Origin of the sequence: Aeromonas sp. s8 (assembly GCF_040907785.1) — a bacterium.
Taxonomy (GTDB): domain Bacteria; phylum Pseudomonadota; class Gammaproteobacteria; order Enterobacterales; family Aeromonadaceae; genus Aeromonas; species Aeromonas veronii.
This window is the reverse complement of sequence record NZ_JBFOCL010000058.1, coordinates 16,094-37,489: the sequence shown is the minus strand read 5'-3', so window position 1 is coordinate 37,489 and position 21,396 is coordinate 16,094. Positions and strand designations below refer to the sequence as shown.

General features: G+C 61.3%; 19 protein-coding genes and 1 riboswitch. Of the genes, 12 read left to right on the top strand and 7 right to left on the bottom strand.

All coding sequences use genetic code 11. The annotated features are described in order from the left end of the window. Positions 1 to 77: 77 nt before the first annotated feature. Positions 78 to 1,943, bottom strand: a complete 1,866-nt coding sequence (locus tag AB5Y86_RS20770; RefSeq protein WP_368193959.1) for a M3 family metallopeptidase — start codon at positions 1,941 to 1,943, stop codon at positions 78 to 80. A gap of 276 nt (positions 1,944 to 2,219) precedes the next feature. Here AB5Y86_RS20770 and AB5Y86_RS20765 point away from each other — a divergent pair, with 276 nt between their 5' ends. From AB5Y86_RS20765 to AB5Y86_RS20740, 6 genes are all read left to right on the top strand, one after another. After that, positions 2,220 to 3,902 (top strand): methyl-accepting chemotaxis protein, encoded by a 1,683-nt coding sequence (locus AB5Y86_RS20765; RefSeq protein WP_368193958.1) that lies wholly within the window; start codon positions 2,220 to 2,222, stop codon positions 3,900 to 3,902. Positions 3,903 to 4,166: 264 nt separating this feature from the next. Continuing rightward, positions 4,167 to 4,252: riboswitch (cyclic di-GMP riboswitch) on the top strand. A 65-nt stretch (positions 4,253 to 4,317) separates the two neighbouring features. After that, positions 4,318 to 5,739, top strand: a complete 1,422-nt coding sequence (gene gbpA, locus AB5Y86_RS20760) for an N-acetylglucosamine-binding protein GbpA (RefSeq protein WP_368193957.1) — start codon at positions 4,318 to 4,320, stop codon at positions 5,737 to 5,739. Between the two features lie 283 nt (positions 5,740 to 6,022). After that, complete coding sequence (locus tag AB5Y86_RS20755) at positions 6,023 to 7,285, top strand: MgtC/SapB family protein (protein ID WP_368193956.1); 1,263 nt, start codon at positions 6,023 to 6,025, stop codon at positions 7,283 to 7,285. An 86-nt stretch (positions 7,286 to 7,371) separates the two neighbouring features. Then, complete coding sequence (locus AB5Y86_RS20750; protein ID WP_058058571.1) at positions 7,372 to 7,962, top strand: sugar O-acetyltransferase; 591 nt, start codon at positions 7,372 to 7,374, stop codon at positions 7,960 to 7,962. Continuing rightward, complete coding sequence (locus AB5Y86_RS20745; protein WP_159157701.1) at positions 7,959 to 8,297, top strand: DUF1294 domain-containing protein; 339 nt, start codon at positions 7,959 to 7,961, stop codon at positions 8,295 to 8,297. The genes AB5Y86_RS20750 and AB5Y86_RS20745 overlap by 4 nt, the downstream gene beginning before the upstream one ends. A gap of 164 nt (positions 8,298 to 8,461) precedes the next feature. Beyond that, positions 8,462 to 8,674: a hypothetical protein gene (locus tag AB5Y86_RS20740; RefSeq protein WP_005340264.1), complete on the top strand. Its 213-nt coding sequence runs from the start codon at positions 8,462 to 8,464 to the stop codon at positions 8,672 to 8,674. A 68-nt stretch (positions 8,675 to 8,742) separates the two neighbouring features. Here the strand turns inward: AB5Y86_RS20740 and yrfG are convergent, their stop codons facing one another. Continuing rightward, positions 8,743 to 9,423 carry a GMP/IMP nucleotidase gene (gene yrfG, locus AB5Y86_RS20735; RefSeq protein ID WP_368193955.1) on the bottom strand — a complete coding sequence of 227 codons (681 nt, stop codon included), beginning with the start codon at positions 9,421 to 9,423 and terminating at the stop codon, positions 8,743 to 8,745. 144 nt (positions 9,424 to 9,567) lie between these two features. Here yrfG and nudE point away from each other — a divergent pair, with 144 nt between their 5' ends. From nudE to AB5Y86_RS20720, 3 genes are all read left to right on the top strand, one after another. Then, on the top strand, positions 9,568 to 10,176 hold the full coding sequence (nudE, locus tag AB5Y86_RS20730; protein ID WP_368193954.1) for an ADP compounds hydrolase NudE: 609 nt from the start codon (positions 9,568 to 9,570) through the stop codon (positions 10,174 to 10,176). A 37-nt stretch (positions 10,177 to 10,213) separates the two neighbouring features. Further along, on the top strand, positions 10,214 to 11,026 hold the full coding sequence (cysQ, locus tag AB5Y86_RS20725) for a 3'(2'),5'-bisphosphate nucleotidase CysQ (RefSeq protein WP_005357849.1): 813 nt from the start codon (positions 10,214 to 10,216) through the stop codon (positions 11,024 to 11,026). Between the two features lie 437 nt (positions 11,027 to 11,463). Then, complete coding sequence (locus AB5Y86_RS20720) at positions 11,464 to 12,735, top strand: aromatic amino acid transport family protein (RefSeq protein ID WP_368193953.1); 1,272 nt, start codon at positions 11,464 to 11,466, stop codon at positions 12,733 to 12,735. A 71-nt stretch (positions 12,736 to 12,806) separates the two neighbouring features. On the opposite strand, the gene AB5Y86_RS20715 is transcribed toward AB5Y86_RS20720, so the two are convergent. From AB5Y86_RS20715 to metJ, 3 genes are all read right to left on the bottom strand, one after another. After that, the gene (locus tag AB5Y86_RS20715) at positions 12,807 to 13,145 is read right to left on the bottom strand and encodes a tRNA-binding protein (protein ID WP_033113988.1); all 339 of its coding nucleotides are present in this window, start codon (positions 13,143 to 13,145) and stop codon (positions 12,807 to 12,809) included. Between the two features lie 72 nt (positions 13,146 to 13,217). After that, positions 13,218 to 13,952 carry a helix-turn-helix domain-containing protein gene (locus AB5Y86_RS20710; protein ID WP_368193952.1) on the bottom strand — a complete coding sequence of 245 codons (735 nt, stop codon included), beginning with the start codon at positions 13,950 to 13,952 and terminating at the stop codon, positions 13,218 to 13,220. 41 nt (positions 13,953 to 13,993) lie between these two features. Then, the gene (gene metJ, locus AB5Y86_RS20705; RefSeq protein WP_005340251.1) at positions 13,994 to 14,317 is read right to left on the bottom strand and encodes a met regulon transcriptional regulator MetJ; all 324 of its coding nucleotides are present in this window, start codon (positions 14,315 to 14,317) and stop codon (positions 13,994 to 13,996) included. A 205-nt stretch (positions 14,318 to 14,522) separates the two neighbouring features. Between metJ and metB the strand changes: the two genes are divergently transcribed. Both metB and AB5Y86_RS20695 read left to right on the top strand, forming a co-directional pair. Then, on the top strand, positions 14,523 to 15,695 hold the full coding sequence (metB, locus tag AB5Y86_RS20700) for a cystathionine gamma-synthase (protein ID WP_368193951.1): 1,173 nt from the start codon (positions 14,523 to 14,525) through the stop codon (positions 15,693 to 15,695). Further along, entirely contained in the window at positions 15,695 to 18,151 is a 2,457-nt protein-coding gene (locus AB5Y86_RS20695; RefSeq protein ID WP_368193950.1) for a bifunctional aspartate kinase/homoserine dehydrogenase II, read from the top strand. Before metB ends, AB5Y86_RS20695 begins: the two co-directional genes overlap by 1 nt. An 89-nt stretch (positions 18,152 to 18,240) precedes the next feature. On the opposite strand, the gene AB5Y86_RS20690 is transcribed toward AB5Y86_RS20695, so the two are convergent. Together AB5Y86_RS20690 and AB5Y86_RS20685 are read right to left on the bottom strand one after the other, a co-directional pair. Next, the gene (locus AB5Y86_RS20690) at positions 18,241 to 19,506 is read right to left on the bottom strand and encodes an inorganic phosphate transporter (protein WP_005343043.1); all 1,266 of its coding nucleotides are present in this window, start codon (positions 19,504 to 19,506) and stop codon (positions 18,241 to 18,243) included. A gap of 25 nt (positions 19,507 to 19,531) precedes the next feature. Continuing rightward, positions 19,532 to 20,212 carry a TIGR00153 family protein gene (locus AB5Y86_RS20685; protein WP_005340244.1) on the bottom strand — a complete coding sequence of 227 codons (681 nt, stop codon included), beginning with the start codon at positions 20,210 to 20,212 and terminating at the stop codon, positions 19,532 to 19,534. Positions 20,213 to 20,381: 169 nt separating this feature from the next. Between AB5Y86_RS20685 and AB5Y86_RS20680 the strand changes: the two genes are divergently transcribed. Further along, positions 20,382 to 21,350: an inorganic triphosphatase gene (locus AB5Y86_RS20680; protein WP_368193949.1), complete on the top strand. Its 969-nt coding sequence runs from the start codon at positions 20,382 to 20,384 to the stop codon at positions 21,348 to 21,350. The last annotated feature ends 46 nt before the right edge of the window (positions 21,351 to 21,396 follow it).

Here is a 21,396-nt window from a genome sequence, read left to right as displayed (position 1 = left end):
ATGAAAAAAAGAATGGCAGGAAGGTCGCCCCTCCTGCCAATTGCCTATTCATATCAAGCCGGCCTTCATCACATCACTTACTGCACGCAGCTCAACTCCTCTCTGACATCTCCCGCAAAGTAGCGCCGGGTAATCCACGCCTCGAAATCTGCCAGCATGCGGGTTTCCGACTCGCTGTTGTCGGCGATGAGCTCGGCGCCGTGTACCACCCGGATATGGGCATCGAGCGGGCTTCCCTCGCCAGCCGCGGGGCGCTGCTGGGCTGCGGCCATGCAGGCTTGCGCCTGTTGCCACGCTTCGGCGGCGCTCAGGTTGCATGCCTCGGCCAGCGGCACCGCGCTGAATCCCTCGCCGGTCAGGCTGCGCAGGGTCTCATCGTGACTCATGCCGTTGCCAGGCCCCCAGTAGTGGGCGGCCAGATCCGGCCCGATGCGCGGGTTGTCGGTGAGGTAGCCATCACGTTTGAGGAAAAAGGCGCGGGTCTGCTCCACCGCCATCAGCGCCAGCAGGTAGCCGTGATAGGCGCAGGCCGACTCCTGATTAAGGAGGTGCGGAATGGCCAGCAGCGGGCGCGGGCTCTCGACCCCGACAATCTTGCGCTCCCACTGGCGGGCCAGCGCCAACACAGCCTCGGGGGTGCGCTCGGCCTCATCCATGGCGTAGAGATCCCGCTCGAAGTAGGCCACCAGCGCGATCTGGCGCTCGTTGAAGGCACGAAACGGCTGACGCGCTTCGATCATCTCCTTGATAAGCGCATCGGGGATCGGCTCTCCCGCCGCATTTCTGGCGTAGCGTTTGAGCCAGTCGGCATCGTCCAGCAGGCTGTCGCAGAACATCGACTGGGTCTCGGCATAGGCCATGGAGGTGGGCGGGAACTCCTGTGAGAAGCAGGGGGCGTTGCCGGTGACATTGGCAAAATGCGCGGCGTGGCCCCCCTCGTGGAACAAGGTATTGAGGCCGTTCCAGCCGCTGCCCACCTGCGCCGGATCGGCCAGGCTGGTGAAGTTGACCACCGCCGGCACCCACTCCCCCTGTTGGAAGAAGCTCGGTACCGGGCCGTGGCAGAAGCCGTTCTCGTATTTCCCCTCCCGGGTCAGCAAATCCAGGGTCAGGGTCGCACCACGATACTGGATGCCGAGCTGGCGGAAGCTCTCAACCCAATCCCGCAGTGCCCGCGAGAAGGGCACGTAAGGATCTAGCTGGCGGGTCACATCACCGCTCACGCTGTAACGCAGGTTGTGGGGCAGCAGGGCCGCCTCCCCCTTGGCAACCTTCAGCTCTTCCAGACTCTGCTGCAACCGGGCGTCGGTGCGGGCAATAAAGTCGTCGAGGATGGCAAACAGCTGCTCCGGGCTCATCTGCTCGTTCTTGCGCACCTTGTAGTCGAAGTAGTCGCGATAGCCCATGGTGCGGGCAAAGCGGTTGCGGATCGCCACCACCTCGAGAAAACCGTTGCCGACCACCCACTGCTCCAGGGTGTGGAACATGGCGAGCGCGCTCTGGCGCACCGCCTCGCTCGGGCTGGCGGCGAGCGAGGTACTGGCGGCGGGCAGGCTGCCTGCGACCTGCTGGCCCTGCTCATCCAGCAGGGTCAGTTTCAACCCCTTGCGGCGGGCGAACAGCGCCGCCTCGGCGGCTACCAGCTCATCCATCAGGGCGGCAGCGGCGGGATCTTCAATCACATTGCACTCGAAGAAGGCGATCCAGCCTTGCAGACCGCGCTTGAGGTCATCCTCGTCGGCCTGCACCAACATCTCCCGCAATTCGGGCAGACGGGCCGGATTGGCACAAAAGGCCTTGTAGGCCTGCTCGGCCGCGGTGAAACCGGCCTGATCATCGCTGGTGCCCATATAGGTGGACCAGAAGAGATCCTCCTTGCGCCTGTGCACCTGCAGGTAGTCGGCGTTGAGCTGGTTGAAGTAATTCCTGGCAATGGAACTCATAAATTCCCTCTTGTTATGGGGTCACCCGCAACGGGGCCCACTCCTTTTTTTGAAGAAATGCCAAACCATTCACACTCTTTGGCAAAAATTGCGCTGGGATGCGCATCAACACGCTACCAAAAAGTGGGGGTTGCTGTCTGCTGACTATACTGATGTTAAAACGCTCATTTGAGAAAGCTCGGCAAGAGACTGAAAGTAAATGAGTTGTTAACTCTTACGAACTGGCTGCCGCGGTACAGAGCCACATAATATCAACAGGGAAATGAGGGTTTAGTCATGTTCAAGCTCGGTGATATTACCGTGAGCCGCAAATTGATTCTGCTGCTCGCACTGGCGTTTGTCGGTTTTGTCTCGCTGCTGCTTATCTCGGCCAACGCGCTCCAGCGCAATCTGATGAGCGAGCGAGAGGCGCGGCTCAATGCGGTACTGGAACAGGCCATGAGCCAGATCCAGTTTCTGGCCAGCACCCTGCCAGCAGAGCAGGCCCAGCAGGAAGCGCGCAAGCTGCTGACCAACACCCGCTTTGATGGCAACAACTACCTGTTCGTCATCGACGAGAACCGCACCATGGTGGTTCACCCCATCCGTCCCGAACTGGTCGGCCAGAAGATGGGTGAAGGAGGTGCCGCCACCGCCGGGCAGTTCTGGTATCAGATGGTGGATATCGCCAAAGGGGGCAAACAGGGCACTCTGCAATATGTCTGGGTCGGCCCGTCGGGTGAAACCGCCGACAAGCTCTCCATGGTCTCCGGCTATCAGCCCTGGGGCTGGATCCTCGGTTCCGGCATGCTGCTGCAAGATATTCAGCAGACCATCTGGGCCCAGTACATGAAGATGGGGACCGCCACCGCCATCGTGATCCTGCTGATGGGGCTGCTGGGCTGGCGCATCACCCACTCCATCGTCTCCCCCCTCAGCCAGATCAACAACGCCATGCAACGGGTTGCCAAGGGGGATCTGGTGGTGAGCATCCCGGTACAGGGCAAGGATGAGCTGGGAGTGGTCGCCCGCTGCACCAACCAGAGTCTCGATGCCATCCGTCACGCCCTGCTGGAGGCCAGCCAGGGGGCCCGCAACGTGGCAGATGCCGCCCTGCGCATCGCCGCCTCTGCCGAGCAGACCAATCAGGCAGTCACCAGCCAGCGGGATCAGCTGGCCCAACTCGCTACCGCCATGAACGAGATGAGCGCCACCATCTCCGATGTGGCCGGACACGCCGAAAATACCGCGCGGGATACCCAGGAAGCGACTGGAGAAGCTGGCCTCGGCAACCGTGACGTTCACGCCAGCGTGCACGGCATCAAGGCGCTGGCCACCGAGGTGGAGCAGGCCACCCAGCAGGTCAACCAACTCAAAGAGGGGGTAATGCAGATCAGCGAAGTGACCGCCGTCATCAGCGCCATTTCGGAGCAGACCAACCTGCTGGCCCTCAACGCTGCCATCGAAGCAGCCCGTGCCGGCGAGCAGGGCCGCGGTTTTGCCGTGGTAGCCGACGAGGTGCGCCAGCTGGCCAGCCGCACTCGCCAGTCTACCGAAGAGATCCAGAGTACCATTGCCCAGCTGCAGCAACGGGCCGTCACCGCCGCCAACGCCATGGATACCAGCCGCAAACTGGCAGAGAGCAGCGTCAACCAGTCCCAGCAGGCGGGGCAGGATCTCACCCTGATCGTCAACCACATCCAGCATGTAAGCGACATGGCGACCCAGATCGCGACCGCCGCCGAGCAGCAGAGCATGGTGGCCGAGGATATGAACCGCAACGTCAGCGGCATCAACGACTCGGCGCTGGAGATGTCCCAGTCCGCCTCGCAACTGGCGCAGGAGAGCGAGTTGCTGGCCGGTCTCTCCCGCAGCCTGGATGAGCGACTTGCGGTGTTCAAACTGGGCAAGGAGTCCTCCACTGCGCCAATGATGGCTCCCGTATCTCCCCCCTCCGGAGAACAGCGCGCCCGTCATTGATGGCGTCAATCCTTGTCGCCTTGTCACCCGACCTGCCAGCCAAGCTGGCAGGTTTTTTTACGCCAACAACACGCAATCAGCATGCATCTTATCGGCATATTCAACGTTAATCGGTACCATTCACAGACAGGAGAACAATTTAAAAACAGCCAGTTAGAATGATTTGCGCGCCATGGGATGATGCGTTTAAACATTCAACTTCAAATAACGAATCAATGCAGTGCACAATGTTGATGGCCGAACATTTGGCCCATCACTAATCATCTAGTCATTTGGCAAACTGACCGAAAGGTCGGGACGCAAAGCCTCCGGTCTACAGACGTTTTGTCCAGGATAGCGGGGTTGCCACACGCAAGTGTGTATCGGGGAATCCCCAGGCCAACTGACTGCCCACATCTGTCGAACAGAGGAATGTATGGCAGCAAAAATCCAACTTAATCACATCGCAGCGGTGCTGGCTCTGCTGGCCAGCGGCAGCGCTCTGGCGCATGGCTACATCAGCCAGCCAGAGAGCCGCAACTATCTGTGCAAAACCGGCGGCAACAGCCAGTGTGGCGGCGTGCAGTGGGAACCCCAGAGCGTGGAGGGCCCTTCCGGCTTCCCTCAGAGCGGCCCGCAGGATGGTCAAATCGCCTCAGCGGGCAGCCCGCGCTGGAGCGAGCTGAACATCCAGACCAGCGACCGCTGGACCAAACGTGAAGTACAGCCCGGTCCCTTCGCTATCAGCTGGACATTCACCGCAAACCACGTCACCCGCAACTGGCGCTACTACCTCACCAAGCAGGACTGGAACCCCAACCAGCCGCTCACTCGCGCCTCGTTCGACCTTAATCCGTTCTGCGTCATCGACGGTAACATGGTGCAGCCGCCCAAGCAGGTGACCCACAACTGTATCCTGCCGGAGCGCACCGGTTATCAAGTGATCCTCGGCGTGTGGGAAGTGGGCGACACCAGCAACAGCTTCTACAACATCATCGACGCCAAGTTCAAAGATGGCAGCCAGCCGCCGCTGGAGTGGAGTCAGGCAGGCACCATCTACCCCTCCATCGACCTCGCGGCAGGCGACAAGGCGATGACCCGGGTATTCGATGCCAACGGCGAGCGCCCCGATCTGCAAACCGTGCTGACCATCACCACTGCCGAGCAGGGCCAGAAGAACAACTGGGCCCATGCCCTCGCAGGCAAGATCAACGCCGAACAGAGCCTGATCCGCGCCGGTCAGCAAGGAGCCGATGGCCAGTTCAATCCGATCTACGGCATGAACCCCGTCTATCTGCATCGAGACAGCAAACTGGATCGAGTCGAGATTGACCTGCAACAGCAGCAACCGCCGGTGGTGGACAGCATCAGCGTCAGCGGTCTGGCCAGCGACTATGTGCTGGACAACGGCAAGGCAACCCTCGATTTCACCGTCACCGCACAAGGCGATCTGGCCGTCACCAATACCCTCTATGACCACGGTGGCGTCGCCAAGGGTGAAAGCAGTGCAGATATCAAAGACAGCAGCCACTCCTTTACCATGGCGCTGGAAGGGCTCAAGGCAGGTCACCACCAGCTGGTGATCAAGGCCACCCCGAAAGCGGGCGGCGAGACCATCCAGCAGACCATGGACCTGATGTTCAAGGAGCAGAGCAGCGGCGAATACGACTTCGTCTTCCCGAACTCGCTCAAATCCTATGCCGCCGGCACCAAGGTGCAGCAGCCGAAAAATGGCAAGGTCTATCAGTGCAAGCCCTTCCCCTACAGCGGCTACTGCGTGCAGTGGGCCACCACCGCCACCCAGTTCGAGCCGGGTGTCGGATCCCACTGGCAAGAAGCCTGGATTGAGCTGAAGTGATCCGCTGCGGGTCATGACGCCATCAATAAAACGGGGAGCCATTGGCTCCCCTTCTTGTCTTCTATCCCCGTTCAAATCTGGACGTCGATGACGGGCTAGCAGCCCATGACTCCGCTCCAACAGCCTGCACGACTCTTGTGCAGTGCTCGCGATCCATCTCTATTGTTCATATCAGCCACTCGCATTGGGAGCCGGACGCAGACTCTGTGAGCCATGCCCCTCTGCCACCTTGAACCCTGTGCCATCATGGGATCAGGCAGCAACGACGCGAAAGGAAGCCGCCATGTGGATCAATGCCGAACCCGTCAACGGAGCCCTGGTCTCGCTGGCCATCGGCCTTATCATTGGACTGGAGCGGGGCTGGCAGGTGCGCCAACTGGGGGATAACCAGCGCATCGCCGGGATGCGTACCTACGGCCTTATCGGCCTGCTCGGCGGGGTGTGCGGTTTGCTGCTGCCCACCCTGGGCCCTTGGCTGCCGCTGCTCGGCCTTCTAGCGGTGGTAATCGGCTGCGGCCTCTCGGTCTGGCTGGCCCAGCGCTGGCAGGGGGAGTTCGGCCTCACCAGTTCGGTCGCCATGCTGCTCACCTACCTGCTTGGCCTGATGTCTGTGCTGCTGAGCCCGAGCGAGGCGGTGGCCTGCGCCGTGCTGGCCGCCCTGTTGATGGGGCTCAAGGGCAAGATCCAGCAGGGGATGCTGTTTCTCAGCGAAACCGAGTTCCACGCTACCTTGCGTTTTCTGCTTATCTCGCTGGTGCTGCTGCCGGTGCTCCCCAACGAGGAGATGGGCCCCCTCGATGCCTTCAACCCCTTCAAGATCTGGCTGATGGTGGTGGTTATCGCCGGCATCTCGTTTTGTGGCCACTTCGCGGTGCGGCTGCTCGGCACCCGCGCCGGACTGGTGCTCACCAGCATACTGGCGGGATTGGCCTCCTCCACCGCTCTCACCCTGCAGTTTGCCCGTCTCAACAAGGAGCAGGGGGGGCTGGAGCGGCTGCTGGCCACCGGCATCCTGCTGGCGGGGGCCACCATGTGGCTGCGGCTGCTGGTACTGGTACTGCTCATTCACAGCGAACTGGCGATGCGCCTCATCGCCCCCCTGTTGCTGCTGGCCACCACAGTCTACGGCTTTGCCTTCTGGTTCTGGCGTCAGCGCGAGGAGCTGACTGACGGCCCGGTACAGCCGGAAACCAGCAACCCGCTCGATCTTGCCACCGCCATCAAGTTCGGCCTGCTGCTGGCGCTGATCGGCTTTATGGCAACTCTGCTGCAAGACAAGATAGGCAACTCAGGGGTCTATCTGCTGTCGCTGGTGTCGGGGATCACCGATGTGGACGCCATCACCTTGTCGCTCTCCCAGCTCTCCCACAAGGAGCTGGCGCTGGAGGTGGCTGCCCGCGGCATCCTGCTGGCCGGGCTGGTCAACTCGCTGGTGAAGGGGCTGCTGGCCCTCGGTATCGGCGGTCGCAGTCTCGGGCTGCGGGTGCTGCTCCCCTACTTCGTCTCGGCCCTGCTGATCCTGCCCCTCATCTGGCCCGCAGGTTGACCGGGATCACCTGCAACAAGTGACAGACTGACGGCGCCCCTGACAGTCACGTATACTGCCTGCTCTTGCAGCATGGGGAGGTAGCAATGGCGAGCGACTGGGACAAGGTACTGGCAGGCGGGGCACTGGATAGCCAGAGCGAGGAGATAGCCAACGACCGGATCCGCGGTCAGGCGCTGCTGGCCCGGCTCAATGGTTCATCGGCGGGCGATGGCCCTCTGCGCCAGCAGATCTGCCGCGAGCTCTTTGGCCACTGCCCCGACTCCTGCTGGATCAGCACGCCGTTTACCTGCGAATTCGGCCGCAACATTCATATCGGCGAGAAGACCTTCTTCAACTTCAACGTCACCATTCTCGACGTGGGTGAAGTGCACATCGGCAGCCATGTGCTGCTGGCCCCCAACGTGCAGATCTACACCGCCACCCACACCATGAACTATCTGGAACGCCGCAACTGGACCGCCTACAACAAGCCGGTGCGGATCGGTGACGACTGCTGGATTGGCGGCGGCGCCATCATCTGCCCCGGCGTCACCATAGGGCCGCGATCCATCATTGGCGCGGGTGCAGTGGTGACCCGCGACATCCCGGCCGACTCGGTGGCAGTGGGCAATCCGGCCAAGGTGATCCGCACCCTAAAGCAGGACGAGGAGCGCTGCTGGGAGCTGGCCCAATGATGGCGCTGGCGCTGCTGCCACTGGGCGCCGCCCTCTGGCTCGGCCTCGGCGAACAGCAGTGGTGGCCGCTGGCCGTGTTGCTCTCCATGAGCCTGCTCACGGTAGCCGCCTACGCCTGGGACAAGCGGCAGGCGGTACGGGGTGAGTGGCGCATTCCCGAATCGAGGCTCCATCTGCTGGAGCTGTGCGGCGGCTGGCCGGGGGCGCTGGTTGCCCGCCAGTGGCTGCGCCACAAGACCCAGAAGCGCAGCTACCGGCTGGTCTTCTGGTTTATCGTGCTGCTGCACCTCACCCTGTGGGCGCTCTGGCTTGGCCGCCCTCTCTGGCAGCAATAGCCACCCGGGTAACAAAATTGTGGCTTGGCCGCCCGCTCTGGCAGCAATAGCCAACTGCATCACAAAGGCGAAAAGGGCCCCATTGCGGCCAATTGGCGGCTGTGAGAAAACAGAACGGATCCCATCAGCGTTTTTGCCGTTTATAGACGACAAGGAGTCGTGACATGACCATGTGGACAGGCATAGTCCTGATCGTATTTATCAGCGTATTGTTCGGATATCTCGGCAAGCGGGCCCGCTATCAGATGGGGGATGCCCGCATCACCGACCGACTCGGCAAGCAGGATATGATCATCAGAGAATTGCAGGAGCGAATCGCCAATCTGGAGGCGATCGTCATCGAAGAGGAGAAACGGCGCCCGTTTCGGGAGCTGTGATTTTTTCACCGCCAGGTTTCAGATACTGAGAGGGCTGCACGATGCAGCCCTCTCTCGTTTCAGCAGACTCAGATTGCCAGCGGCAGCAACTCGGCATAGTCGCGGATCGCCGGAAAAGCGGTGATGCTCTGCTCCGGCTTGCAGCTGTCCGGATTCTGGATCGCCAGCTGATAGCCGATGCCATAGTCGGCTGCAGCCCGCAGGATCCGCTCGCTGTCATCCACAAACAGGGTACGGGCCGGATCGAACGCCAGCCGCTCGGCCAGTGCCTGCCAGCAGTGCTGGCTCTCCTTCGACCAACCCAGTTCGTGGGTACTCACCATCAGATCCAGATGCTCGGCAAGACCGAGCTGCGCATCTTTCACCGACAGACTGGCGGGGTGGGCATTGGTGAAAAGCACCAGCTGCTTGCCCGCGGCACGCAACTCGGCCAGAAAAGGGATGGCATGGGGACGCCACTGGATCTTCACCAGCAGCTCCTGCTTGAGGGCGCGAATATCGAGTCCCAGGGTCTCGCTCCAGTAATCCACGCAGTACCAGTTGAGGGTGCCGTTGACGGCGTGATAGTGGACATCGATCTGCGCTTTGGCTTCATCCAGCGGCAGACCGAGCCGCTCGGCGTAACGCTCCGGCACCAGTTGCTGCCAGAGGTGGTTGTCAAAATGCAGATCGATCAGGGTGCCATCCATATCGAGCAAGACGGTATCTATCTGGTGCCAGGGCAAGGTGGTGGAGCAGGAGTGTGGCATCGGGCCTCTTGATCGCGGATCTCGGAAAACGGGGCGGCAGTATAACGGATTTTTCCTCCCCCTTTGCCATCCCTGGCCCGTGGTGTTCGGTGTGAGAGTCGTTTACTCTTGAAGCACGATTTTTTAACGAGCAGCCAGCGTCCGATGAGCGACCCCCACAAGAGCAAACCCGAGCACATCTCAGTCGACCAACTGGATCACCCCAAGAGCAAGCCGGAGATCCTCAAGGCCGATATCGTGGCCGAGAGCAGACTGTTCAAGGTGGAGTCCCTCCACCTCAAATTCTCCAACGGCGAAGAGCGGGTCTACGAGCGGATGCGCGGCGGCAACCGGGGCGCCGTCATGGTGGTGCCGCTGTTCGATGCCCACACCCTGCTGCTGGTGCGCGAGTATGCCGCGGGCACCCACTCCTACGAGCTGGGCTTTCCCAAGGGGCTGATCGACCCGGGCGAAGATGCCTTCGAGGCGGGCAACCGGGAGCTGATGGAGGAGGCGGGGTTTGGCGCCAACAGCCTGACCCTGCTCAAACAGGTGTCGCTGGCCCCCGGTTACTTCTCCAGCCGGATGGACATTTTACTGGCGCGGGATCTCTTCCCCGAACAGCGGATCGGCGATGAACCCGAACCGCTGGAGGTGATCCCCTGGCCCCTCAACCGGATCGACGAATTGCTGGCGCGACCCGACTTCACCGAGTCGCGCAGCATCAGTGCCCTGCTCTTGGCCCAGAAGTGGCTGGCGGAGCAGGCAGAGTAGCCCGCAGACGGGCAGTTAACAGACAGAGGATAACGAGATGCAGGAGTTGTTGGCCTGGGTGCCGGGGGTCAAGGAGATTGCCCGCGAAGCCGGAAGGATCCTTCACGACATCTATCATGGCGGTCAGTTCGAGCGTCAGCTGAAAGAGGATGCCACTCCGGTCACCAGTGCCGATCTTGCTGCCGATGCCTACCTCAAACAGGCGCTGTCGGCGCTTACCCCCCATGTGCCGGTGCTGACCGAAGAGGCAGCCGACATCCCCTTCAGCCAGCGATCCAACTGGCGGCAGTACTGGCTGGTGGATCCCCTCGACGGCACAGGTGAGTTCATCGCCGGTAGCGGCGACTTCGCCACCCTGATCGCTCTGGTGCGGGACAATGTGCCGGTGCTCGGGGTCATCTATGCCCCCGAGTCCAACGTGCTCTACTGGGCGGTGCGCGGCTACGGCGCCTTCAAGGAGGTGAATGGCGAGGTACTGCCCATCAGCGCCATGCACCACGAGCATGACCAGCCCGACTCACTGGTGGTGGCCATCAGCCGCCGCCAGAAGCTGGAGAACCTCACCCGCCGCCTCAACCCGGCCATCAACTACGAGCTGATCCCGCTTGGTTCCAGCTCCCTCAAATCCTGTCTGGTGGCGGAAGGGGCAGCCGATTGCTACGTGCGGCTCGGCCCCACCGGCGAGTGGGACACCGCCGCTGCCCAGTGCATCGTCGAGGCGGCTGGTGGTCGCATCCTCAGCCTGGCGTTGCAGCCACTCAGCTACAACGAGACCGAGTCGCTGGAGAACCCGGACTTTATCGTGATGGGGGATCCGGATCTCGCCTGGGGCAACATTCTGGCCCACTAGACGAGTAGCAATATCATCACACCAGACAAGCAGGCGGCCCGATGGCCGCCTGCTTTTTCAGAGTCGTTGTCCGGGGTGATGGCCGGTGTGATCCGCTGGTCAAGGCGCGCTTGCACAGCGTGATACGCTGGCAAAGCGGCAAAATGATAGTGAAACATCACAATCGGTCGGCGAGAAATGGTACAATTTTTCACGTAATTCTAAAAACCCCTAATTAGCCAAAATAAAAAAATGAGAGCAGATCAAATTTTGGTTTTATATTTCACAAAAATCACAAATATCAGTTTTGTTTCATTCTGCGATCCAGATTCCATTCCCAATCTCGCTGGCTAAACCCCGCAATGGCAGTGATATGTTTCAGGCTCACTTTTTGAGAATTAAATCCCGATAAACCACAATAAACTCAGATTAAAACACTAACAAAAAGTGAATTAGTAATGAGTTTATCTGTAGAGGCTACCAAGGGGCTATCCGATTCCTGCTCCACCACGTCCAGCATCACCCGCTGGCGCCGTCACGACACCCACTGGGTCATCAGCCTGTTTGGTACCGCCGTTGGCGCCGGCATCCTGTTCCTGCCCATCAATCTGGGTCTGGGCGGCATCTGGCCCCTCGTCATCGTCGCGGTACTGGCAGGCCCCATGACCTTCCTCGCCCACCGCGGGCTGGCTCGCTTCGTGCTCTCCTCGTCACGCCCCCACGCCGACTTCACCGAAGTGGCGGAGGAGCACTTCGGCAAGATGGCCGGTCGCCTCATCTCTGCGCTCTATTTCCTCTCCATCTTCCCGATCCTGCTCATCTACGGGGTCGGACTGACCAACACGGTGGAGAGCTTTATGGTCAACCAGCTCGGCATGGCGACCCCGGATCGGGTGATGCTCTCCGGTGTGCTGGTGTTTGCCATGATCGCAGTGATGCTGGCGGGTGAGAAAGCGATGCTGCGCGCCTTCGCCTTTATGGTCTATCCGCTGGCGGCCATTCTGGCGGCCCTCTCCTGCTACCTGATCCCTCAGTGGCAATGGCCGGAAGTGACCGCGTTTGAAGGAGTCAGCTTCCTCAACACCGTCTGGCTGGCGCTGCCGGTCACCGTGTTCGCCTTCAGCCACGCAGCCGCCATCTCCGGCTTTGCCAACGTGCAGCGCCGTGAATATGGCGAGCAGGCGGAAGCCAAGAGCGGCCTGATCCTGCGCAACACCACAGTAATGCTGGTGGGCTTCGTGCTGTTCTTCGTCTTCTCCTGCGTGCTGAGCCTCTCGCCAGCCCAGCTGGCCGAAGCCAAGGCCCAGAACGTCTCTGTGCTTTCCTATCTCGCCAACATCACCGACAACCCGGTGATTGTGACTCTGGGGCCGCTTATTGCCTTTATCGCCATCAGCTCCTCCTTCCTCGGCCACTTCCTCGGCGCCCGCGAAAGCCTGAAAAGCCTGATCGCCAAGCCCACCGGCCTGCCTCTGGCCAAGGCGGACAAGCTGGGCATCGCCCTGATGTTCTTCGCCATCTGGGGTGCCGCAGTCATCAACCCGGGCATTCTGGGGCTGATGGAGACCCTCTCCGGCCCGGTCATCGCCATGATCCTGTTCATCATGCCGGTGATTGCCATCTACAAGGTGGAGGCGCTGGCCCGCTTCCGTCACGGCTGGACCAACGGCTTCATCCTGCTGACCGGGTCGCTGGCGGTATCAGCGCTGATCTTCAGCCTGTTGAAGTAACGACTCGCAGCAGATAACAAAAAGAGAGGCGACCCCGGGGTCGCCTCTCTTGTCTCTGTTCGGGTATGAACTCAGCCCAGCTTGGCGCCGTTCTCCACCGCCTGCTCGGGGATAGCCATCACTACGGCGCCATCCGGCCGATAGAAACCGGTCAGCAGAAATTCAGACTGAAACGGGCCGATCTGCTTGGTCGGGAAGTTGACTACGGCGATGATCTGGCGGCCCACCAGCTGCTCTGGCTGGTAGAGGGCGGTGATCTGGGCGCTGCTCTTGCGAATCCCCAGTTCAGGGCCAAAATCCGCCCACACCTTGTAGGCCGGTTTGCGCGCCTCGGGGAACGGCTCGACCCGCACCAGAGTGCCCACCCGGAGCTCCACCATCTCGAAATCCTGCCAGCTAATCGTCTCCATTTCTGCTCCTGTTTATCGTGCACCTTGCATGACCCGCAGCATGGCCCAAAGAGAGCATCTCGTCTTCGGCGATCAGCCGTTTCGTTGCGGCAGGTGGCCGTTTTGCTGGCGCCAGAGGGACGGAGTGAGCCCGGTCTCGGCCAGGAAGCGCTCGCTGAACGCCCCCTGATTCTGGTAACCGCAGCGGCTGGCAATCTCGCCAACGGGCAGTTGCGTACCGGCAAGCAGGGTACGCGCCAGCGCCATGCGTCGACTGCGAATGTAGTGGGAGACGCTCACCCCCAACTGCTGGCGAAAGGCGAGCTTGAACTGACTCTGGCCAAGACAGGCGATGGCGGCGAGTTGCTGATTGGTCAGCGGGGCAGCGAGGTTGGCCTCGATATGGCGTTGCACCTTGAGGATGCGGGTGGCAAGGCGTGGAATGGCTGCGCTCTGCATCCCCTGCCCTTCCGCCAGCAGGGAGAGCCACACCTGCTCCATGCCCGCCACCTGCCGCCCTTCGGCCACCATGCGGTGCAGAAAAGCGAGGTAGTGGCGCTGGGGCTCATCCAGCTCGATAAAGGGGCAAGCCGCCAGATCGCCGGGTAGCCAGTCGCTCTCCTGCACCAGAAACGAAAGCGCGGGATCGGCAGCGTAGTCGTGCCGCTCGCCGGGGGCGATGACGCAGGCAGAACCGGGGGCAAGCCTGCGCCCCCGGCCCTGCACCTCGATCTCGAGGGGGCCATCGAGGGGGATCACCAGTTGGGCAAAGTCGTGGCTATGACTGCAGACGTGGTGGTGATAGTGGCGCAGGCTGAAGCGGGACATGGCAGATAGCAATGACGCGGCCAGGGCCGCGTCATTGGGGGTTATTCCTTGTCGAAATCTTCGATCTCTTTGCCCAGCGCTTCCATGATGGCGCGCGCTTCGGCCGGGACACTGTCCGGTTGATCCTTGCGCAAGTCTTCGTCGCAAGGGAGCGGCTGGCCGGTGAAAGCGTGCAGGAAGGCTTCACAGAGCAGCTCGCTGTTGGTCGCATGACGCAGGTTGTTCACCTGACGGCGGGTGCGCTCATCGGTCAACACTTTCAACACCTTGAGCGGGATCGAGACGGTAATCTTCTTGACCTGTTCGCTCTTCTTACCGTGTTCCGCGTAGGGGCTGACGTAGTCGCCGTTCCACTCTGTTCCCATGACTCACCTGTTCTCATTTAGCCGTGAGCGCGGATTTTAACCCTTAAGGAAATTAATGGCAATCCAACAGCAAAGCCATTTAGACGTCTGGAAGTGTTGACGGCTTTTTTAAGCTGGCGTAGTGTGGTTGTCCATGAGCCCGCAATGGCGGGATGGCGCGTGGCAGCAAGATGCCGACGTGTGAAGAGACATCAAGGAGAGTGATATGACCCACAAGGCCACCCTGGCGGTTCGCACCGGGATTGAGACAGACCAGCAACACGGTGCCGTGGTGCCCCCCATCTACCTCTCCAGCAACTACACCTTTGCCGACTTTGGCGAGCCCCGTCAATACGATTATGCCCGCTCCGGCAATCCGACCCGCACCAATCTGGCGGACGCGCTGGCGGCGCTGGAAGGGGGCGCTGGCGCCGTGGTCACCGGCACCGGCATGGGGGCCGTCCATCTGGTCACCACAGCACTGCTCAAGGCGGGGGATCTGCTGCTCGCCCCCCACGACTGCTACGGCGGCACCTGGCGCCTGTTCGAGTATCTGGCGGCCAAGGGCCACTACCGGGTGCAGTTTGTCGATCAGGGGGATGAGGCCGCACTGGCCGCCGCGCTGGCCCTGAAGCCTGCGCTGGTATGGGTCGAGACCCCCTCCAACCCGCTGCTGCGGGTGGTGGATATCAACGCCATCGCCAGCGCCGCCCACGAGGTGGGTGCGCAGGTGGTGGTGGACAACACCTTCCTCTCCCCCCTGCTGCAACAGCCGCTTGCACTTGGTGCCGACGTGGTGGTGCACTCCACCACCAAGTACATCAACGGTCACTCCGACGTGGTGGGCGGAGTGGCGATTGCCAAGGAGGCAGCACTGGCCGAGTCGCTGGTGTGGTGGGCCAACTGTCTGGGGCTCACCTCCGGGGCGTTCGACTCCTACCTCACCCTGCGCGGCCTGCGCACTCTGGCCCCCAGATTGCGCACCCATCAGGAGAATACCGACCGCATCCTCGCCTTCCTGCAACAGCAGCCGCTGGTAAAACGCATCTATCACCCCAGCCTGCCGAGCCATCCGGGCCATGATATTGCGCGCCGTCAACAGTCAGGCTTCGGCGCCATGCTAAGTTTTGAACTCGATTGCAGCGAGGCGGGCATTCGCGCCTTCCTCGCGGCCCTCACCCTCTTCTCGGTGGCCGAGTCCCTCGGCGGGGTGGAGAGTCTGGTGGCCCATCCGGCCAGCATGACTCACAGGGCAATGACCCCGGCGGCGCAGCAGGCAGCAGGCATCAGCGCCCAGCTGCTGCGGTTGTCGGTCGGTATTGAACACGGTGAAGACCTGGTGGCCGATCTGGCTCAGGCTTTTGCACAGGCGCAGCAGGCAGAACAGGTAGCGAAGTAATGGAACAGCAGCAACAAGGAGAGATCGCGGTGGCAGCAGAAGCAGGATTGAAGCGACGTCACGTCCACAAATTTGGTGGCAGCAGTCTGGCGGATCCGGTCTGTTATCGCCGGGTCGCCAGCATCGTTGAACAACAGGTGGGCGGGGATGAACTGATCGTGGTCTCCGCCGCCGGCAAGACCACCAACCGGCTGATCCAGCTGGTGGAGCTGGCCGAAGCGGGGGACGAAGCCGCCGGTGAAGCCATCTCTGCCCTGCAGGCCTATCAGCAGAGCCTGATCGACGGCCTGCTGGAGGGTGAACTGCAGCTCGATCTGAGCAAGCAGTTGGCCGACGACATGCAACTGATCGCCAAAACGCTTGAGGGGCAGTTTGATCGCTTCGCCCGCAACGGCCTGCTCGCTTTTGGCGAAGTGTGGTCGGCGCGCCTGCTGGCTGCCCTGCTCACCAGCCGCGGCGACAAGGCCATCTGGCTCGATGCCCGCAGCTTCCTGCGTGCCGAGGATGGAGCTCTGGTCAAGGTAGATACCGCCCTCTCCAGCGAGCTGCTCAAGGCGCGACTGGCGGAGCATGCCGGTCGCATCGTGGTAACCGGCTTTATCGCTGCCGACATGGAGGGGCGATCCCTGCTGCTCGGTCGCAATGGATCCGACTACAGCGCCAGCCTGTTGGCGCTGCTGGCGGACGGCGAATCCACCACCATCTGGAGCGATGTGGCCGGGGTCTATAGCGCCGACCCGCGCCGGGTGAAAGAAGCGCGTCTGCTGGAGCGGCTGAGCCTCGCGGAAGCCAACGAGCTGGCCCGTCTTGGCTCTTCGGTATTGCACTCGCGCACCCTGCAACCGGTGGCAGACAGCCGCCAGCGCCTCACTTTGCGCTGCAGCTACAACCCGGATGAGGGCTGCACCCATATCCTGCGCCGCGCCCCCCGCTCCGGCGGCGCCCGCATCGTCTCCTCGGTGGATCAGATCGCCCTCATCGAGCTGAAGGTGCTGCCGCAGACCAACTATGAGCAGACGGTCGCCACCATCGAGGCCCATCTGGCCCGTCACCGCCTCAACCCGCTCACCCTGCAGCGCCAGCCGGATCGCCGGATCCTGCGTCTCGCCTACACCCTTGAGGTAGCACAGGGCGCCTTCGAGCTGCTACGCGACTTTCAACTGCAAGGGAGCTTCACTGGCCTCATCCAGAAAGAGGGGTTCAGTCTGGTGGCGCTGGTCGGCGCCGGTGTCACCGACAACGCGGAGCAGTGTCACCGCTTCTATCAGCTACTGGCAGATCAACCGCTGGAGTTCGTACAGGTGGCCCGAGATGGCCTGAGTCTGGTGGCCGTGCTGCGCCAAGTGGTGCTGGAGCCGCTGCTCATCGCCCTGCACAGCGCCCTCTTCAGCCGCCCGACCCGGGTCGGACTGGTGGTGTTCGGCAAGGGCAATATCGGCGGCCACTGGCTGAGCCTCTATGCCCGCGAAAAGGCACGGCTGGAACATGAACTCAATCTGGCGCTCACCCTCTACGGGGTGTTCAGCTCGGAAGGGGGCCTGCTGGATGAAGAGGGACTCAACCCCCTCAAGGTACAGGACAACTTCAATCCCAAACCGCTGATCTGGCCGGAGTTGCTCTCCCAGCTTGAGCAGCACGGCTTCGACGCGCTGATTGCGCTGGACATGACCGCCAGCGAAACGGTGAGCCGCTACTATCCGGATTTTGCCCAGCTCGGCATTCACATCATCGCCGCCAACAAGTTTGCCGGCGCCGCCGACAGCGAGTTCTACCAGCGCATCAAACAGACCTGCCGTGACCATCAGGTACAGTGGCGCTACAACGCCACCGTGGGTGCCGGGCTGCCGATCCAGTCCAGCATCCAGATGCTGCGCCAGAGCGGCGACCGCATTCAGGGGGTCTCCGGCATCTTCTCCGGCACCCTCTCCTGGCTGTTCCAGCAGTATGACGGCACTCGCCCCTTCTCCGAGCTGGTGGACGAGGCGTGGCAGCACGGCCTGACCGAACCGGATCCCCGCGAGGATCTCTCCGGTCAAGATGTGCGTCGCAAGCTGCTTATTCTGGCACGGGAAGCGGGCTTCGAGCTCGACTCCGCCGATATCGAGCTGGAGAATCTGGTGCCCGTTACGCTGCGCAAGGTGACCACCGATCAGTTTATGGACAGACTGAAAGAGCTGGATGGCCCGATCCAGACCGCCTTCGAAGGGGCCAAGCGCCTCGGCAAGGTGCTGCGCTACGTGGCCCGCTTCGAGCATGACGGCAAAGCACGGGTCGGGCTGGAGGCGCTGGAGCCCCACCACCCGTTTGCCAACCTCTTGCCGTGCGACAACATCTTCGCCATCGAGAGCGACAGCTACCGCACCAACCCGCTGGTGATCCAGGGGCCGGGGGCGGGTCGGGAAGTGACCGCCGCCGCTATCCAGTACGATCTGTGGCAGATCTGCGCCAGCCTCTAAGGTGATATGCAAAGGGAGCAGCACTCAGCTCCCGCACAATAAAAAAGCCCGAGTCGATGACTCGGGCTTTTTGCTGAATGCCGCTTCGATTAGGAGAAGCAGGCCTGCAGCACGTAGAAGATGGCGATAGCCAGAATGGCACCGGCAGGCAGGGTGATGATCCAGGAAACCACGATGTTGCGCAGTACCCCAAGATTCAGCGCCGCAATACCGCGCGCCAGACCGACCCCCATCACAGCACCGACCAGGGTCTGGGTGGTGGAGATGGGCAGACCGGTACCGGAGGCAATCACTACGGTCGCGGCAGTGGCCAGCTGGGCAGCAAAACCACGGCTCGGGGTCAGGTGAGTGATGCCGGTACCGACCGTCGCCATCACCTTCTCGCCCATAGTCGCCAGACCGATCACGATACCGATACCGCCGAGGGGCAGGATCCACCAGGCAATGGCAGCCTGACTGGAAATCTCGCCACCGGAAGCCACGATAGAGGCCACCGCAGAGAGCGGGCCAATGGCGTTGGCCACATCGTTGGAGCCGTGGGCAAAGGCCATGGCACAGGCAGTGATCACCATCAGGATGCCGAACACCTTCTCCACGTTGGCGAAGTGCATCTTGCTGTCATCCTGCGGGTTGTACTTCTGGCCGCGAATGTAGATCCAGCCGGCAAACGCCACTGCGATGGAGATGGCGATGGAGAGCAGAATGCCCTCGCCATCGCTCAGGTGCAGACCGACGTGGGTCAGCCCCTTCTTGATGGTCACCAGACAGATCACCAGCGCAGTCAGGAACATGTAGAACGGCACATAGCGCTTGGCGTTGTTCAGGGGGTCATCGGTGTTGAAGATAAGCTTCTGCACGCTGATGAACATGAAGTAGGCGATGACACCGGAGATGGCCGGGGTGATGACCCAGGAGCCGACGATGCCGCCGAACTTGCTCCACTGCACCGCTTCCGGACCAATGCTCACCACAGCGAAACCGACGATGGCGCCGATGATGGAGTGAGTGGTGGAAACAGGCCAGCCGAAGTAGGAGGCGAGGATCAACCAGGCGCCTGCCGCCAGCAGGGAGGCGATCATGCCGAGCACCAGCAGGTCCGGGCTATCGACAAACGCATTGCTGTCGATGATGCCGTTACGGATGGTGGCCGTCACTTCGCCACCGGCCAGATAGGCACCGGCAAATTCGAAGATCATGGCAATGATGATCGCCTGACGAATGGTCAGGGATTTGGTGCCGACCGATGTTCCCATGGCGTTGGCCACGTCATTCGCGCCAATGCCCCAAGCCATCAAAAAGCCGAACAAGGCCGCCACGAGCACCAGAGTGGTGCCGTAATTCGCGATAATGTCCATTAATAGTGTTTACCCAGTCAGTCGATTACGAACGAGCCAGCATCAGTTCCAGACGGGCGCCTACGCGCTCGGCCTGATCTGCCAGGTCACCTACCCATTCGAGGATCTTGTAAAGGAACATCACATCGATCGGATTGTAATTGTGCTCAACCGCTTGCAGCTGTTGGCGCAGTCCGATCTGCATGGTGTCTGTATCGTCCTCGATCAGATCCAGCTGATGGATCATCTCGGCAACCATTTCCACTTCCCGTCCTTTGAAGCCGGTCTCGAGCAGCTCGTCGAGCTCCCCGATCGCTTTCTCGGCCTGAGCGGTCGCATCAATACAACGTTTGAGGTAAGCCATGAAATCCGTCCGCATTTCGGCGGGGAACTCCATGCGACGGCCAAGCATGCGGCCGGAGATATCCTTGGCACGGTTGGCAATCTTGTCTTGCTGGGTCAACAGCTCCAGCAGGTCGGTACGTGCAACCGGCAGGAACAGGCCGCGAGGCAGTTTCAGACGGATTTCACGCTTGAGGGTATCTGCCTCTTTTTCCAGCTGGGCGATCTGCTGCCGGATCTTCTCGGCATCTTCCCAACGGTCTTCGGCAACGGCGTCAAAGAAGGGAACCAACTGCTGGGAGCATTGGTGAACCTTGACGATATGCTTCTGCAGCGGCTTGATGGGGGACTTGGCAAAAAGCCCCAAAATAGTATTTACTGGCATGGCCAAACCTGTGTCGGTGAAAAAACACTCGATACGATTTTATGAGGCGCGCATGGTAACCGAACTGCGCCCTCAATTAAACCGCGAATTAATCTAGTCGTCTCGCGGGCATTATATCCCCGCGACCCGAATCCTGCCCCCCAAAGTTGCCTGCCAGCCCGGAATGACTATGCAAACTGAGATCGAGATAAAGTTTTTTGTCGCCCGCGACATTCAACCCGAGTTATCCAACCTGCTGAATTCTATTGAGATTAAAGAATCGTCACAACAGCAGCTCGGCAACGTCTATTTCGATACGCCGACCTTGGCTCTGCGCCAACTGGATATGGGGCTGCGTATTCGCCGCTGCGACGCCTTCGCCGAACAAACCATCAAATGCCGCGGCCAGGTGGTGGGCGGCCTGCACGCCAGACCCGAGTACAACGCTCCCGTGAGCGGCGATCTGCCGACCCTCTCGGCCTTTCCCGATGAGATTTGGCCGACCCTGAGCGAGCGCGACCACATTCAGCAACAGCTGGTCGCCCAGTTTCGTACCGACTTCCTGCGCCGCCACTGGCTGATCGCCTTCGAGAACGCCGAGATTGAGCTGGCCTGGGATCAGGGAGAGATAGTCGGCAGTCAGGGCAGCACCACCATCAACGAACTGGAACTGGAGCTCAAATCCGGTGCCACCACAGCCCTGTTTGCACTGGCCCAACGCCTCGCCAAGCTCGGCGGGTTGCGCCTCGGCGCCCAATCCAAGGCACAACGTGGCTATCGACTGGCTGGTCTTGGCAAACCGCTGGCCCTGCAGGCGCTGGTCGAACATGAAGGTATGGATGGCATAACGGGGGTAAGCGAGGGGCTGCGTCACTGGCAGCATCACGAGCAGCTCTGGCTGGAGCATCCTCAGGATAAAGGCATTCAACAGCAGGCACTCGCGGCCCTGTGCCAGGGGATCGATCTGGTCGCCCGCAGTGTGGCCGCGCTGCCACAACCAGCGCCCTGGCTGCCCGCCCTGACCAACCTGCAAGCCCATCTGCAAGCCCAATCGGACGAGCATGACGAGTGGCCTGCCGAGCTGGCCGATCTCTTCCTCTATCCGGCGTATGTCGAGTTGCAGCTGGCCATCGCCGCCTGGCTGCATCACGCAACCTGAGTAGGGCTATGTCGTAAATACAAAGGCCAGAAACAAAAGCCGAAAA